This is a genomic window from Shewanella sp. ALD9, assembly GCF_002836315.1.
GTDB lineage: Bacteria > Pseudomonadota > Gammaproteobacteria > Enterobacterales > Shewanellaceae > Shewanella.
The window spans coordinates 311,504-325,892 of sequence record NZ_PJCD01000002.1 but is presented as its reverse complement, the minus strand read 5'-3'; the positions used below and the strand labels follow the sequence as shown (position 1 = coordinate 325,892).

Here is a 14,389-nt window from a genome sequence, read left to right as displayed (position 1 = left end):
TGTCTTATTGAATTATCGATTAAATACATCTTGCTTGGTGTATTTGTCGATAATGCTTTGAGTTGTACCATTTAGTTCAAGTTCTGCTATAGCGGCATTAATTTGTGGCAGTAAGGCCGCATGCTCTTTACGAAGGCGCATAACTAAGTGGCCTTTTGAATGAATAGCAGCGAGGGTAATTGGGTTGTTGAGTTTTTTGGCCCAATACAACGCTGGTAAATCACCAGATATAGCAGCACCAACGCGATTTTTATAAAGTGCTCTTATGAGGTCGCGTTCAGAAGTAAAATCGACTCGAATAAATTCAGCATCATCATGGTACAAATAACCACGTACTGTGCCTATTTCTTTACCTTTAATGTTATCAATACTTTGCCAATCGTTGGCTTTTTCTTCTAAGGTAATAATGTTTTCTTGGATAGCGATAATGGGGTTTGACTGGACAAAAAGTGTGCCTAATTCTTGATTAGGAAACCAACCAGGGCTCACAAAGTCAAAGTCTAATAAGCCATTATCGAGTGCATAGTTTGTTCTTTTCGGCGGAAAATTGTGTTTTTCAATTTCAATATTAGCTTTGGCAAGCAATAACGGAACCAACTCCCCTAATATTCCAGGCTCTTTTGGCGATTCTGTAATGTAGTAGGGCACCCAACTGCTTGAAGCGTTGACGTTGTACTTCAGCGCTGTGTTCGCTTGAACGGTGGGACCACAAAAAAACATCACAAGGCAGGTGAGTGCAATAAAGCATTTTTTCATGGTGTTTCCTTATTCTTACCGTTGTATTAATACGACACCAACTTTTAATACTTAATATAGATCAAGACACAGTAAGCATAAACTCTGGTGTAAATTGCTTGGCATTAATACGTAAGTTTTATGGTGTTTGATTAATGAGGTTTTTTTATTGCCTGGACTGAGTAATATACCTTGCTCTAGCGCTAAACGAGCCACCAGCTTTTCATCTCCCCGAATGTACATTGAGATGGGTTTTACTATTTTGTCATCTACAATGTGTTGATTAAAATCTTTTGCTGAGATAATTAAACTGGATTTACCATCACTGTCGAGTTTCAGTTTTGCATCAATATCGGTATCGGTGATCACTACCCATTCTTGTGCTGTGAGCCCCGCTAACATGTTCTTAAGACCAACACCTGTAGCGATGTCACTGTTGTTAGCCTGTTGGTATTGATCGGCAATACAGATTAATAATCGTTTTAGTTGAGCCCCAGCTCCTTGACTACGCGCTTGACGGATCCAGGCCGTTAAGTCGTCGGCCATTAGTTTTGAAAAACGTTTTGTTTTTAACGACTCAACCATCCAGTTACATAAAAAATGGCTTTCTTGTGCTGGCGTTCTGACCGCTTTGTGCTGTGACGCGGAGGTGTTTATGGCTTCTATTCCAGCTAGCGCAAGTGTTAATAAAGCTTGGTTATATGTTTCTGTCGTCATTTCAACTGGGTCAATAAAGTAGTGTGATGGCTAGTTTACCGTGTAGTGGCAAATTGCTAAATAGATATTTGTGTTTAGTCGCTTAGTTGAGCGGTAGTCTCTATTTGAATAAGCCGCAATTCACTTATGAGTAAGTTGCGGCTAAATCGATGGTAGATTATTTTTTGGGTGGAAATTGCGCCAAAATAGCAGCAACCGTTTGATTAATACCTTTGGCTTTATCTTCACCGCCCTCGTCAAAGTGGTACTGACCATTACCACGCCAAATGAGGCGTTTATCTGTGGGATCGATAATATCAATTTGAATGGTTTGAGTTTTAGCGGTGTCACTGCCTAGCGGGATACCAATACTGGTGCCAAGACTAATACCGCCACCAGACCCCCAAGTACCCGAACCTAAGCCAATAGATAATCCTGAATCTTTTTCTTTGTTTTCAGTCACAAAAGCATAGTTCACTACAAAGTCGGCATTATCGGCTTTAAATACATAACCTTGGCTAAGTAATGATTGTTTAATATCATCATTAATGCGATCTGCAGTTAACGGATCATCTGTTTGCTTTACAGTGAGTTGGTTGAATGTTTTGAGTGTTGAAAAATCATAATTAACATCATAATCTTGCTTTGGTTTTGTTGCACAAGATGCAAGTAGTACTAAGCCACTTAACAGTAAAATAGTTTTAATCCACATTGGTTTACGTGTTGAATCTTGCCCTGAACGTCTTAAATTTATCATGAGACCCTCCTTATTAACTTGCAATAATGTACAAAATTAGCTCAATTAGTATAACCTTAATATAACAATGTTTAATGCTGGCTTTGGTTGATATGGCAAGCGATTGCTTTCTATCTCAGTTACAAATAACTATATCGTGTATTTAAATGTTAAGTACCAAATTCAATATTAGCTGAGGTTAAGTATTCTAATGATGGAACAGTTAAGTTTTTTTGCGGTGCCCAGTCCATGTATCGGCGTTTGTCAGTCAGACAGTCGTGGGTATTGTATGGGCTGTCTTCGAAGCCGTGATGAACGTTTTAACTGGATGAGTTACAGCGAATTGCAAAAACAAGATGTGATCCGTTTGTGCACACAGCGCAAACGTCGCCGTCAATATGCCTTACATAAAGCTAAGCAGCTGGAGTTACAAACCCAGCAAACGTCACACACTCCACAATTAGATTTTGATAGTGCGTCAACACCTGCTGATGATGTTGATTTAACCAACTTTAGTTTAGATTAATACTTTCTATCACGCTTTCATTGCCTGCCAAAATAGTCTGAAACTGGCGTGTCTGTATATTTCGTCATCACCTAAATGCGGGTTGTCAGTAAAAAAGCGGATGGCCGCTAGGTATTGACCATGGCAATTTTCGAGCAATAAGGCGTTGGGAATGTCAGCGATAATTTGCTGTTGTTTACCTTGAGTAATCAATTCGACGACAAATCCAAGAATGCTGTTCATTGCTTGCTTTCTGACCTCAGCATCAATGTCTGCTGACATCGAGTATTGTAGAAAAAAAAGTTGCTTTAAGGGTTGTGCAATGGCCCAGTCGATGGCTTTTTGCCATAACGTATTGGCATCTTGTTCGATATCGCCACTAAAATCGGTACTGCTCACCATGTTGGTGGCAAACTCTTGTTTAATCGATAAAAAAAGCTGATTCATGATGTCTTTTTTTGTCGGGAAATGATGAAACAACGTGCCTGTTGCCACGCTCGCCGCTTTGGCTATGGATGCCGTCGATGTCGCATTGAAGCCTTTGTTAACAAACAGCTGTAAAGCCGCGTTTAAAATGGCTTGTTTTTTATCGGTGTTCACAATCGATTTACTGCTCATGGAGTCAACATACCTACTTTATCTATTTATCTATTAGGTTATGGATAATTTATCTAGTCATATTTTATGACAAACTTTGCTCAGCAAGTATCGCTAACAACAGCAATACTTGCAGTCGCGACTATGAGAGAGTTAACGTAAGAAAAACTTCATCAATAATTTTTGAATCACGCCGCCATAAGGAGGATGAACAAAAATGCCGGTATTGATTTTGCCACTGTTCAATATGGTCTTAGCATGACTAAAGGTTAAGAAACCTTCCTTGCCATGATAGTGCCCCATGCCAGACGGACCAATACCGCCAAAGGGCGCGTCATCCGCGGCCACATGGAATACTGTGTCATTAATACAAACGCCACCAGAATGAGTTTGCTGCAATACTTGTTGCTGCGTTTGTTGTTCAAAGCTCATGAGATACAAGGCTAATGGTCGGTCATTTCGGTTGATATAACCTATTGCTTCATCTATCGACTGATAGCCAATAATGGGTAATAAAGGGCCAAAAATTTCATCCTGCATAATGAGCATATCGTCTGTGGTATGTGTGACTAGTTGAGTGGCTATTTTTCGCTGAGTTGTCGATATTGAACCATCAATTGCGGAGGTGACTGTTGCACCTTTGGCTTTGGCATCTTCTAGCACCGCTAGCAGACGCTGGTATTGGCGATCATTAATGATATTGCCGTAATCTTGGTTGGTGTCGAATTTAGGGTACATTTTATTAAAGCGACGTTGATAAGCAGCAATAAACGCGTCAACTTTTTCCGCAGGGCACAACACATAGTCAGGCGCGACACAAATTTGGCCAGCATTTAAACATTTACCAAAAATAAGTCGTTCTACAGCGGTGTCGATTGGCATGTCGGGAGCGATGATGGCTGGAGATTTACCACCTAATTCTAATGTTACAGGTGTCAGGTTATCAGCTGCTGCACGCATAACATGGCGGCCAACAACGGTTGAGCCGGTAAACAGAATATGGTCAAACGGTAATGCTGAAAATGCAGCGGCTACATCAGCTTCACCTTCCACTAGCTCGACTTCAGTAGGGGCAAAAATAGTTGCTAACATTTTGCGTAATACGGTGTTGGTCGCCGGCGTAAATTCTGACATTTTCAACATTGCCCCGTTACCAGCAGCAATGGCGGTGGTTAACGGACCCATAGATAACATTACCGGGAAGTTCCACGGCACAATAATACCGATTACGCCCAGGGGCTGATATTGCACCGACACTTTGGCAGGGGAGAGTAATAAACCGGCATGACGACGACTGGGTTTCATCCATGTTTTAAGATGCTTGATAGTGTAATTGATGTTATTTACACAAGGCATAATATCCGAAATGATGGTGTCGTTTGGCGATCTGTGACCGTAATCACTAATTAATGCATCGATGATGGGTTGTTGGTAATCAAGTAAAGCTTGTTTTAGCTTGGTTAATTTATCTACCCGAGATTGGTAATCAGGTGCCGGATTGGACTGAAAACGTGCTCGTTGATCAGTCAGTAACTGTCGCAATTGAGTTTGATTATTATCAACGGCCATATTCATATTAAAGCTCCAGCAAAAATAACGATGTTGATTTGATAAACCCTACATGAATCGAGCTAACAAACCGACTGATTAGTCGGTCTGATATTATGCTTGTTTATGATCCAAAGCAAGTTTTCGCATTTGATTTGATTTTGATCACTAAGTAAGTTTTTAATACTGACTATACTTAATTTGTTGAGATGGATCCGAGTGTGTTCTAGTAAGGGGTGTCATGTCGTTGCAAAAGCACACTTTGCATTGTGGAGGAGAATAATATGCGAACACGTAATATTTTATGGCCTACAGATTTTTCTGATACAGCGGCACATGCTTTACGATATGCCATTGAAATGGCGAATTTATATCAAGTGGGCATTCGTATTTTACACGTAGTAGATCAACCTTTCGGTGATGAGAATTATATGATTCTTGCGATAACGCCCGAAGAGTTGGCTAAAAGTATGGAAGATGCAGCGGCGAGTAAAATGCACGAGTTATTAGGTCAGTTGAATACTAATTTAAAGATTGAAACGGTTATTCGACGTGGTGATGCCATTGATGAAATTTTGGCCGAGGCCAACAGCGGTGACATTGGTATGGTGGTTATTGCCAGCCATGGTCGAAGCGGACTGTCTCATTTTTTGCATGATAATGTGGCTGAAGCGATTGCCAATAAAGCTGATTGCCCGGTGTTAGTGGTTAAATAAAATCGACATTTATCGTTTATGTCGTGGTGATTTTCGTCTGCTTAAAAGCGAGAACCGGGTTGAGTTAAAAATGTGAGTTCGGCAGCCGTAGACTCGCGGCCTAATAAGGCATTGCGGTGTGGATAGCGATTAAATTGAGCAATAATCGCTTGGTGTTGTCGCTGGCTGCGTAAATTGTCGGGTGCATATTGTTCAAATAAAGGCAACGCTTGCTGGTGGATAACTATTGATTCGCTATGCATGTAGGGCATGATTAAAAATGCAGCCTGTTGAATGGGTAACTCTGCTAAACAACCTAGTGCAACGGCTTGTTGCGCAAGCTCTAACGCGATATTGTCAGCGGCAAACGCGGTTGGAGTATCGCGATAAATGTTTCGCGAAAATTGGTCTAATACGATTATTTCGGCCAATCGACCTTGGGCATCTTTACGCCAATGTTGTAACTCACCCTTGATGGCCGCCTGTAACGTGGCGCCATATGTGTTTTTTATGTGCAAATCTAACTCGATATCTTTTACCCACCATTGTTTAGGGGATATTTGAACAAACCAAAAGTCGATAACATCGTCGACGCTGACATTTGTTGTGTGTATTTCATTCATTATATTAAATCCAATTGTGATTATTATGGACCGTGGCATTGAGCGACAGGGCCACTATTTGTTGTGCAACCGATATGGGAATATACGGGAATATCACACTGCCACTGGCTAATCCGATTTCAACATAGGCTAGCTGAGCATGTTTTTGGCCTTTAGTTTGGGTAATTTTAACATGTTGAACTTTGTCAAATGCGACCCGTTTCCATTGTTGACCGAAAAAGCCGCTATGCTGCCAAATAACCTTATCTGCTAATACATATCCCCATTGTTTATAACGAATATAAATCGCTAGCATCATCATTGTTGTAGCAAACCAAGTGAACTCAAAAAACTCATGGCTATGATGACCACTGTAACCCACAATGGTAAGTACGATGGCTACAAACAGCGGTAAAACGATTCGCTTTGTGAGCCAATTAATATGGATAGGCTTATAACTACTGGGTAATGCACTTGCACCGCCACTAATATTTGGAATGCTAGCCAAGAGTGATGCTATTTCAGCTGACTTTACACTAGGAACTAACATGTGCTGCTTGGTTTTTTGTTCAACCTCATGGCCTTTGACTTGTTTAAAGTATAAGGTCCAGCGGTTAAATAAACGTGCAATAGCAGGTTGTTGAACCTGGATTAGTTGAATGCGTTTTATGGCCAACGCATCTTGTTGATGCGAAATGACACCGCCACTTCGCTGTAGGGTTTCATCATGTTTGTCGAGCTGATATGGATGATATTTTAAAATGGCTGCCACAATTGAAATTAACGAAAACAAACTGTAAATCGCAACTAAGGCCACGATTAGCATAATAGTTTGCAAACCAATGTTTTGATGGGTTTGCTGCTGGACCCACAGCCAAAACTGTTGCGCAAGCGGTGAGTCGAATATGTTATCCCAATCTATTTGGCCTGCAATGGGGCCAGCGATAACCGCAAACCAAATAAAATTGTTTTGATAAAAACCAAATAAGACTAAATCAGCTAAACTTTTACGCACAATGGGTTGGGTGTTATCAACGTTTTGTTGACTGTTTACGTTTGGAAGCTCATATGTCGAGGTTGCTTTTGTATGGCTTAAATTTAACAGTAAACGTTTTAACGTTTGTGCCTGTAATGTATCTAAGGCTGCTAAATGAGCTTCGTCTTTTTTAGAACCAGCGGTTTCAATCACTAGAGTGCCGAGTGACAGCGGCTTAAAGTAAAACGGCTGTTCATAACGAATGTTTTGTATTCGGCTTAGCGGTATTTCATCCTTTTTGGTAAATATTAAACCGCGTTTGACTTCAAGTTGATGGTTATGAAGACGAAAACGAAATTTACGCCATTCTATTATCGCAAAAATTGTCACCAGTATTAATAAAACACTCGAGGCCAATATGCCCCACTGCATATCAAAACCTTGTTGCCACCCTGTATACACGATTGGCACGATAGCGAAACCGTTACTGAGGATATTTTTCAACGTACTGAAAATATTACTGACAATGGACCAAGGTGACAATGCTTGCCATTGTTGTAAATCACTTATTGAATTGCTGTTCTGCTCCCTTGTATCGGCGCTATTGTTTTCTATTGTCGTATCAAGGGTATTGGCCACCTCGGCAATATTGGCATCGGATGAACTATTCGTTGCGATGCCATTGGTATCAACAGGCTGGGCATCATCTGATGATGTTGATGACTTATCCATTGTGATTATCCTGTTGAGGAGGTTGAATGGATAACGGATCCATTTCAGCGTCAGATGGCGTTGGATCAACAATTTCTGTTTCGGTGCGGAGTAATTGATGACTTGCTGCTGCTTGGCTCAATAAATGTTGACGTAAATGTTCAGCTAAATCGGCATTAAGACCTGGCAGATCTATCTCAGCTAATCCGCTGCCAGCACTGAAGCATTTTAAGGTGACTAAGTTGTATTTTCGCTCGAGCGGCCCTTGAGACAAATTAACATGTTGCAGCCGAGTGTAAGGTAGTGCCGTTGTTGATACCCAAAATAAACCTTCACGAAACACCATTTCATGTTTAAACAATCCGTAAGCAATTTTATGTGCTTTAAGGTGGATAAGTTTAATCATCACAACGGCCAATAACATGGCTGAAACCAAACCAACTGAGGCTATCATCAATGGCAGCGGTTTAGTGATTAATAGAAATGCGCTTAAAACAGTTATGATTATCACCGCCACGACACTGCTAATGATCAATAATAGTTTAGGGTAATTAGGATCAATATTGCTCAGTGGTAACTCGGTAAGTTGAATATACTCATCTTGGGATAAACGTGGCCCATGGTCATAAACGTGCGCTAATGTGTCTCCTGCAGAGGACGTAGCTGAGTTGGTATCACTTACCGCTGACGGATCATTTGATTGCGGTTGTGCTATTGGGCTCTTTGACTGCGGCGGGGTATCCATGTCTATTGGTTTTCCATCTTTGATGCTATCGATTGTTAAAAACTATAACCAGATTGTCTCTACTTAGGTAGCGTTAATCATAATGGGTTATTGATAAATCAATCAATTATCCTTTGATCCATGATTAATTCAGTCGCAATGCTGCGATTAATTCAGTCACAATCAACTGACACTGGCAATAGTGCTTGCGTGATTGGCTACAGATGCAGTAATTTCTATTAAGTGATGAAGAGGTAATAGGGCGTGTGAAGGATGTTTTCGAATAATTACGTGATCAATAAATCGCAAAAAGCATTTTTACGAAAATTGTATTTAGCGCACCTGCTGGATGAAGAACAACACAACTTATTAAGCTTACATAAACTGACTCTTATGCCAAGAAGGACATTGCAAGATGCGATAGCTGCATTTGCTGATATTGGTATTGAAGTGGATTTTGTGCAGCAAGGTCAGCGTCATAATGAAGGTTATTATCGCATTTCAACTTGGGGCCCAATCAGTAGTGCTTGGGTCAATAGTCATTTTGAGCAGATTAAACAACACATTGAAACGGCTGGCGAGTCAGAGATGATCAGTTAGGCCATATATAGAGTAATAATGGGTTGTTGAAAGGGTTTTCATGGCGATACAAATACTATTATTTAATGGGCAAGGTCAGTTGATATCACAAGGTGATGAGACTCTCATGAGCCAGTATGACCCGCAACAGCAGCTAATATGGGTCGATATTTCAGGCCAGCATAGCCAAGCGTTTTTCAAGCAATATCCTTTGTTTGGGATTGACCACCTCGATTTTGAAGAAGCACAACGGGAGCGTCATCCCCCTCAGTTTGAAGAATATGATTCACATTCATATTTGTTAACCCACGAGCTTATGGCTAGAGATGAGTATCTTCTGCTCGAGCGCAGCCAGTTGTTATTGCATGTAAATGACCGTTTTTTAGTCACTCAGCACCTGAAACCTTCTATCAGTGTCAACAAAGTTATCCAACGCATTAGTGCACAAGGTAGCCTCGAAAGTTCAGAGATGAGCCGAGTCAGTTTTGAATTGATGCGCCAAATTGTGATTGATTATCTGGCGGTGATGTTGGCATTAGAAGAGCGTTTAGGGGAAATAGAAGATGAAATTTTTGATGTATCTACAGATGATTTATTAGCAGAGCTAATCGCTTATAGCAGTAAGCTACAAAAAGCCAAACGTTCGTTTAGTTACCACGAAGAAATCTTGCAACAATTACTAGGCGAGGACACCCATCTGCATATTAAGATGGACTACGAACAATTGAGCTATTTATATAATCAATTTGAACGCCTATCCAGTCGTGCCAGTCTTTATCAAGGTTTAGTGGACAGTTTAATCAATGGTTATATTTCGGTGAGTGCTCATAAAACTAACCGCGTGATGATGACATTAACAATGGTCACCGCGATTTTTTTACCATTAACATTAGTCGCCGGCATTTACGGAATGAACTTTGACAATATGCCTGAATTAAAATGGCATTTTGGCTATTTTTCGGTATTAATCTTAATGGCAGTCATTGTGGTTTCAGGTTTATGTATTGCTAGAATCAAACGTTGGTATTAATTAAGGTAAACGAGATAAAAGGGTGATCGGGTGACAGGATTTCAACATGGATTAGATTTTGGTGAGCCACAAAGCGGCTTCACTCAAGATACCGTTGTTGTGCCAACAGCGATGAACCAAATCAGTCCACCAGTTACTTGGATTAAAGGTTTTTTGTCACCCAAGCAGCAACAGTTGTTAATGATGGAAGTCGAACAATACCCATTAGATCGCGTGGCGATTGAAGTCTATGGTAAGCAGCATTTTATTCCTCGCACCCAAGCTTGGTTTGGTGACCTTGGTTGCGATTATCACTATTCTAAATTACACATCACCGCGCTCGCTTGGCCAAAAGTGTTAAGTCGATTACGGGCAAAATTACTCAACGATCATCAAATAGACAGTAATTCAGTGTTAGTTAATCGCTATGCCGATGGCCGTGACTGTATGGGCTGGCACAGTGACGATGAACCTGAAATTGTCACGGGTTCGGCGATTGCGTCTATCACGTTAGGCGCCTGTAGAGATTTTGTTGTGCGCCATAAACCGACGCAAACCAAAGTTACTTTTCCCTTGGCATCCGGCGACTTACTGATTATGCATCCCGGTATGCAGCAACACTGGCAACATGCGTTACCTAAGCGTCTTAAGGTAACTGAACCGCGTATTAATTTTACTTTTCGACACATTATCCCTAATTACTATGGTTAACAAATCTCGTTAATGGCCATAGCTAAAAGCTAAAAGCTAAAAGCGAAAGGCCTAGAGGCTAGTAAGCTGCGCGGCTAGATGCTATAAAATCTTAGCAGCCAAGCGGTTCCTATCCTATAAATGACAAGCGATAACAAGCGAAAAGCTAAGCGCCTAGGATGCTGCGCGATTAGATGCTATAAAATCTTAGCAGCGAAGCTGTTCCTAGAAGCGAAGCGCTCTATCCGCGTAGCGAACTAGCAGCGAAGCGACTCTAGGACCTCGAAGACCGAAGGTCTAGCTAGTTTGGGGATATCGCTAAAATGGATCATTATTGAACCGTTAACCGCTATGTATACGTACTCATTAGCAATAGTACAAGCCGTGGTAATGAATAGATGAATAATGCTGATGGGCAAACTTTCGAAGAAACGAATTTACAATCGACATCACACTCTACTGTCAATGCACTTTATTGGTTAGGTGATGATCTGCGGGTAGCAGATAATGCCATCTTTGCAGATATAGCCCTGCATGCACAACAGTTGATGGTGGTGTACTGCATCGACCCTAACTGGTTTCGCCAAGCTCAATATCAGGCTGAGTATGTCGGTAAGTACCGACTGCGGTTTTTATTAGAATCATTGCGGGCTTTAGATGAAACGCTTAATCAATATGGTCAACAAGTGCATATTGTTTATGCCTCAGCGCAAAAATCGTTACCCTATATAATTCAAGCCCATAATATTTCAAGGGTATATCGTAGTAACCATAGTGGTGCTGATGAGCAATCGGCTTGGCAAGTCATTCAGCAGCAGTGCTCCAATGTTGAATATTCGACGATTACCACCCAAACTCTGTTTGATCTGCAGCAACTGCCTTTTGAATTAGCCGATCTAGCTCCGACATTTAGTCAGTTCCGTAAAAAGGTCGACAACGTTAATATCAGCCCTGCCATTGATGCAGTATCTTGGCTCCCGTCTATGGTCGCACTTAAGCCACATGACAAACAACTTCAGTCTTGGCTGGCTTATCCTAGCTGGTTGCCACAAACTCAAACGATGAGTAATGTCTTTTGCGGTGGTGAAGCACAAGGGAAATTGCAACTAGACAGTTACTTTTCGTCAAATTTAGCCCATAACTATAAAGCCGTACGAAACGAACTTGATGGCTGGGAATGTTCAACAAAGTTTTCGCCTTGGTTAGCCAATGGTTGTCTATCGGCAAGACAAGTCGTCGCAGCATTAAAGCAATTTGAGTTACAACAAGGTGCTAACGAATCGACCGAGTGTATTTTGTATGAGCTGCTTTGGCGTGAGTATTTCCATTTTTACGCGCATAAATTCAATACGCTGGTGTTTAGATTTTCAGGCATTAATGGACGTAAACCATTAACCAGTTTTTACGCCCAACGCATTCGAGCTTGGAAAACCGCCACTACACCTTATCCGTTTGTGAATGCATTGATGAAGCAGTTAAATGACACTGGCTATATGTCAAACCGCGGCAGGCAAATTGTAGCAAGTTGCTTGGTCAATGAACTGCAATGTGATTGGCGATATGGGGCGGCGTATTTTCAACAGCAATTAATTGATTATGATTCAGCTGTGAATTGGGGTAATTGGCAGTATCTAGCCGGTGTTGGTGCTGATCCACGCGGTTCGAGACGTTTTAATCTGCAAAAACAGCAGCAGACATACGACCCACAAGGATTATTTATTAATGCATGGTTGGGACGTGAGGCATTACAGCAACACAATGAGAGTCATGCGTCATATTGTATCGATAGTGTTGATATAACCGATTGGCCAAGGAGTTAATTTCAGATCGACTTGAGAAAGTTGTGCTCAAACGTTAACTTTTACCCTGCTTGTTTGACCTTTATTCGGCAAACCAGTACCCTTTGATTTAATCGATATGGATTAATAAGAGTACCACTATGTCTGTCGAACAAATCATTACCGATAAATTGAATCACGCCTTTTCGCCTTTGCATCTTGAAGTGATTAATGAGAGTAATCGTCATCATGTGCCGCCTAACTCAGAAACCCATTTTAAAGTGGTTGTAGTTAGCGATCAATTTAGCGAACAGCGCTTACTTGCCCGTCACCGGTTGGTAAACCAAGCGCTAGCAGATGAATTAGCCAATGGCGTTCATGCGCTTTCCATAAATGCTTATAGCCAGCCAGAATGGCAAGCTTTGGATGAAGTGCCTAGGACTCCTAATTGTAAGGGATAACGATAAAGGTTAATTGTTATTAACTTGCTGACAGAACTATACAAAAAACCTCACATGTCCTGTGAGGTTTTTTATTTTGTATTGTAGTGAGGTGATGTTTGTCACTGGTTATGATTATGTTACAGTTATGAAAATAAGCGTGCGATTGAGATAGGATATTTACATGATCAAGGTGATACAAACCTGCTGGTTGCTGGGCTTAACGTTATTGTTAGGCTGTCAACAAGATACGCCTTCGAAGACAAGTTCTGTTGCGCAAAATGATTATATTCCTCATCAAGTGATTGAATGGCGTTTAGCCACCTCATGGCCAAAAAACTTGCCCGGTTTAGGCATGGCTCCAGAAAGATTTGCTCAATTGGTCGAGCAAATGTCTAACGGTCGCTTAGTGATTTCCGTTTATGGTGCCGGCGAATTAATGCCAGCGTTGTCGGTTTTTGACGGTGTGAGTAATGGCACGATTGAAATGGCTCATAGCGCGTCATATTATTGGAAAGGTAAAGCGCCTGCCGCTCAGTTTTTTTCATCTATACCATTTGGATTAAATGCACAGCAAATGAATGCGTGGCTTCATTATGGCGGTGGCATGGAATTATGGGAGGAAGTTTATCAGCCTTTTGGCGTATTGCCGCTTGCTGGTGGAAATACTGGCATGCAAATGGGCGGCTGGTTTAATAAAATCATTGCAACCCCAGAAGATTTTAAAGGCCTCAAGATGCGCTTACCAGGCATAGGAGGTGAAGTGCTCAAGAAGCTCGGCGGCGTTCCTGTTGATGCACTCGCTGGCAGAGAATTATATGGCGCACTGCAAACTGGCGCGATTGATGCTGCTGAGTGGGTAGGGCCTTATAATGATTTGCCGCTCGGGTTGGATCAGGTGGCTAAATATTATTATTACCCTGGCTGGCACGAGCCGGGTTCGACGATGGAGTTTTTGATTAACAAACAGGCATTTTCCACTCTGCCCAATGATTTGAAAATGATTGTTAAAGTTGCAGCCAGAGCCATTAATCAAGATATGTTAGATGATTATACTCAAGGCCATATTGCTGCAATGGACGTATTGCTTAACGAGCATAATGTGCAAGTTAAACCTTTTCCCGACACTGTGATCCGCGCATTAAAATATGCAAAAGATGATGTGCTTAACAGTGAAGCGGCTAAAGACCCGTTATTTAATAAAGTACTGAAGTCTTACATGGCAAACGAGAAGTCAGTAAAGCGCTACTTTAGTTACACAGAAGACGCCTTAAGTCGCTTTGAGTTAGATGGCAAACATCAACCGTAAACTCTCACTGTGACCATGCATAAATAGTGATATTATCGTGTTATTAGGCTTTATATTGT

16 protein-coding genes are annotated in these 14,389 nt (G+C 41.3%); 8 read left to right on the top strand and 8 right to left on the bottom strand.

Going from position 1 to position 14,389, the window contains the following annotated elements; genetic code table 11:
* Positions 1-12 precede the first annotated feature (12 nt).
* From CXF88_RS04925 to CXF88_RS04915, 3 genes are all read right to left on the bottom strand, one after another.
* On the bottom strand, positions 13-756 hold the full coding sequence (locus tag CXF88_RS04925; protein WP_101085816.1) for a transporter substrate-binding domain-containing protein: 744 nt from the start codon (positions 754-756) through the stop codon (positions 13-15).
* A gap of 51 nt (positions 757-807) precedes the next feature.
* Positions 808-1,452 carry a DUF2913 family protein gene (locus CXF88_RS04920; RefSeq protein ID WP_101085815.1) on the bottom strand — a complete coding sequence of 215 codons (645 nt, stop codon included), beginning with the start codon at positions 1,450-1,452 and terminating at the stop codon, positions 808-810.
* A gap of 157 nt (positions 1,453-1,609) precedes the next feature.
* A complete protein-coding gene (locus tag CXF88_RS04915) occupies positions 1,610-2,143 on the bottom strand; it encodes a DUF4136 domain-containing protein (protein ID WP_162024288.1) in 534 nt (177 codons plus the stop codon).
* Positions 2,144-2,381: 238 nt separating this feature from the next.
* Between CXF88_RS04915 and CXF88_RS04910 the strand changes: the two genes are divergently transcribed.
* Positions 2,382-2,693, top strand: coding sequence for a DUF1289 domain-containing protein (locus CXF88_RS04910; RefSeq protein WP_182744840.1), 312 nt, complete (start codon positions 2,382-2,384; stop codon positions 2,691-2,693).
* Positions 2,694-2,702: 9 nt separating this feature from the next.
* Here the strand turns inward: CXF88_RS04910 and CXF88_RS04905 are convergent, their stop codons facing one another.
* Positions 2,703-3,290: a TetR/AcrR family transcriptional regulator gene (locus tag CXF88_RS04905; protein ID WP_101085812.1), complete on the bottom strand. Its 588-nt coding sequence runs from the start codon at positions 3,288-3,290 to the stop codon at positions 2,703-2,705.
* A 132-nt stretch (positions 3,291-3,422) separates the two neighbouring features.
* Positions 3,423-4,844 (bottom strand): coniferyl aldehyde dehydrogenase, encoded by a 1,422-nt coding sequence (locus CXF88_RS04900; RefSeq protein WP_101085811.1) that lies wholly within the window; start codon positions 4,842-4,844, stop codon positions 3,423-3,425.
* Positions 4,845-5,101: 257 nt separating this feature from the next.
* Here CXF88_RS04900 and CXF88_RS04895 point away from each other — a divergent pair, with 257 nt between their 5' ends.
* Positions 5,102-5,533 (top strand): universal stress protein, encoded by a 432-nt coding sequence (locus CXF88_RS04895; protein ID WP_101085810.1) that lies wholly within the window; start codon positions 5,102-5,104, stop codon positions 5,531-5,533.
* Positions 5,534-5,574: 41 nt separating this feature from the next.
* Here CXF88_RS04895 and CXF88_RS04890 read toward each other — a convergent pair whose 3' ends face one another.
* The 3 genes from CXF88_RS04890 to CXF88_RS04880 are packed head-to-tail and all read right to left on the bottom strand — an operon-like array spanning position 5,575 to position 8,546.
* Positions 5,575-6,135, bottom strand: a complete 561-nt coding sequence (locus CXF88_RS04890; protein WP_101085809.1) for a DUF924 family protein — start codon at positions 6,133-6,135, stop codon at positions 5,575-5,577.
* 4 nt (positions 6,136-6,139) lie between these two features.
* Complete coding sequence (locus tag CXF88_RS04885) at positions 6,140-7,822, bottom strand: PH domain-containing protein (protein WP_101085808.1); 1,683 nt, start codon at positions 7,820-7,822, stop codon at positions 6,140-6,142.
* Complete coding sequence (locus tag CXF88_RS04880) at positions 7,815-8,546, bottom strand: PH domain-containing protein (RefSeq protein ID WP_101085807.1); 732 nt, start codon at positions 8,544-8,546, stop codon at positions 7,815-7,817. Before CXF88_RS04880 ends, CXF88_RS04885 begins: the two co-directional genes overlap by 8 nt.
* 252 nt (positions 8,547-8,798) lie before the next feature.
* On the opposite strand from CXF88_RS04880, the gene CXF88_RS04875 reads away from it, so the two are divergent.
* The 6 genes from CXF88_RS04875 (at position 8,799) to dctP (ending at position 14,330) form a co-directional block, all read left to right on the top strand.
* Positions 8,799-9,125 (top strand): winged helix-turn-helix domain-containing protein, encoded by a 327-nt coding sequence (locus CXF88_RS04875; protein ID WP_101085806.1) that lies wholly within the window; start codon positions 8,799-8,801, stop codon positions 9,123-9,125.
* Between the two features lie 40 nt (positions 9,126-9,165).
* Positions 9,166-10,134, top strand: a complete 969-nt coding sequence (locus tag CXF88_RS04870) for a magnesium transporter CorA family protein (RefSeq protein WP_101085805.1) — start codon at positions 9,166-9,168, stop codon at positions 10,132-10,134.
* Between the two features lie 111 nt (positions 10,135-10,245).
* Positions 10,246-10,824 (top strand): alpha-ketoglutarate-dependent dioxygenase AlkB, encoded by a 579-nt coding sequence (locus CXF88_RS04865; RefSeq protein ID WP_242445119.1) that lies wholly within the window; start codon positions 10,246-10,248, stop codon positions 10,822-10,824.
* A gap of 377 nt (positions 10,825-11,201) precedes the next feature.
* Entirely contained in the window at positions 11,202-12,623 is a 1,422-nt protein-coding gene (locus tag CXF88_RS04860) for a DASH family cryptochrome (protein WP_101085803.1), read from the top strand.
* Between the two features lie 119 nt (positions 12,624-12,742).
* Positions 12,743-13,042, top strand: coding sequence for a BolA/IbaG family iron-sulfur metabolism protein (locus CXF88_RS04855; RefSeq protein WP_101085802.1), 300 nt, complete (start codon positions 12,743-12,745; stop codon positions 13,040-13,042).
* A 163-nt stretch (positions 13,043-13,205) separates the two neighbouring features.
* Positions 13,206-14,330, top strand: a complete 1,125-nt coding sequence (gene dctP / locus CXF88_RS04850) for a TRAP transporter substrate-binding protein DctP (protein ID WP_101085801.1) — start codon at positions 13,206-13,208, stop codon at positions 14,328-14,330.
* Positions 14,331-14,389: the final 59 nt, after the last annotated feature.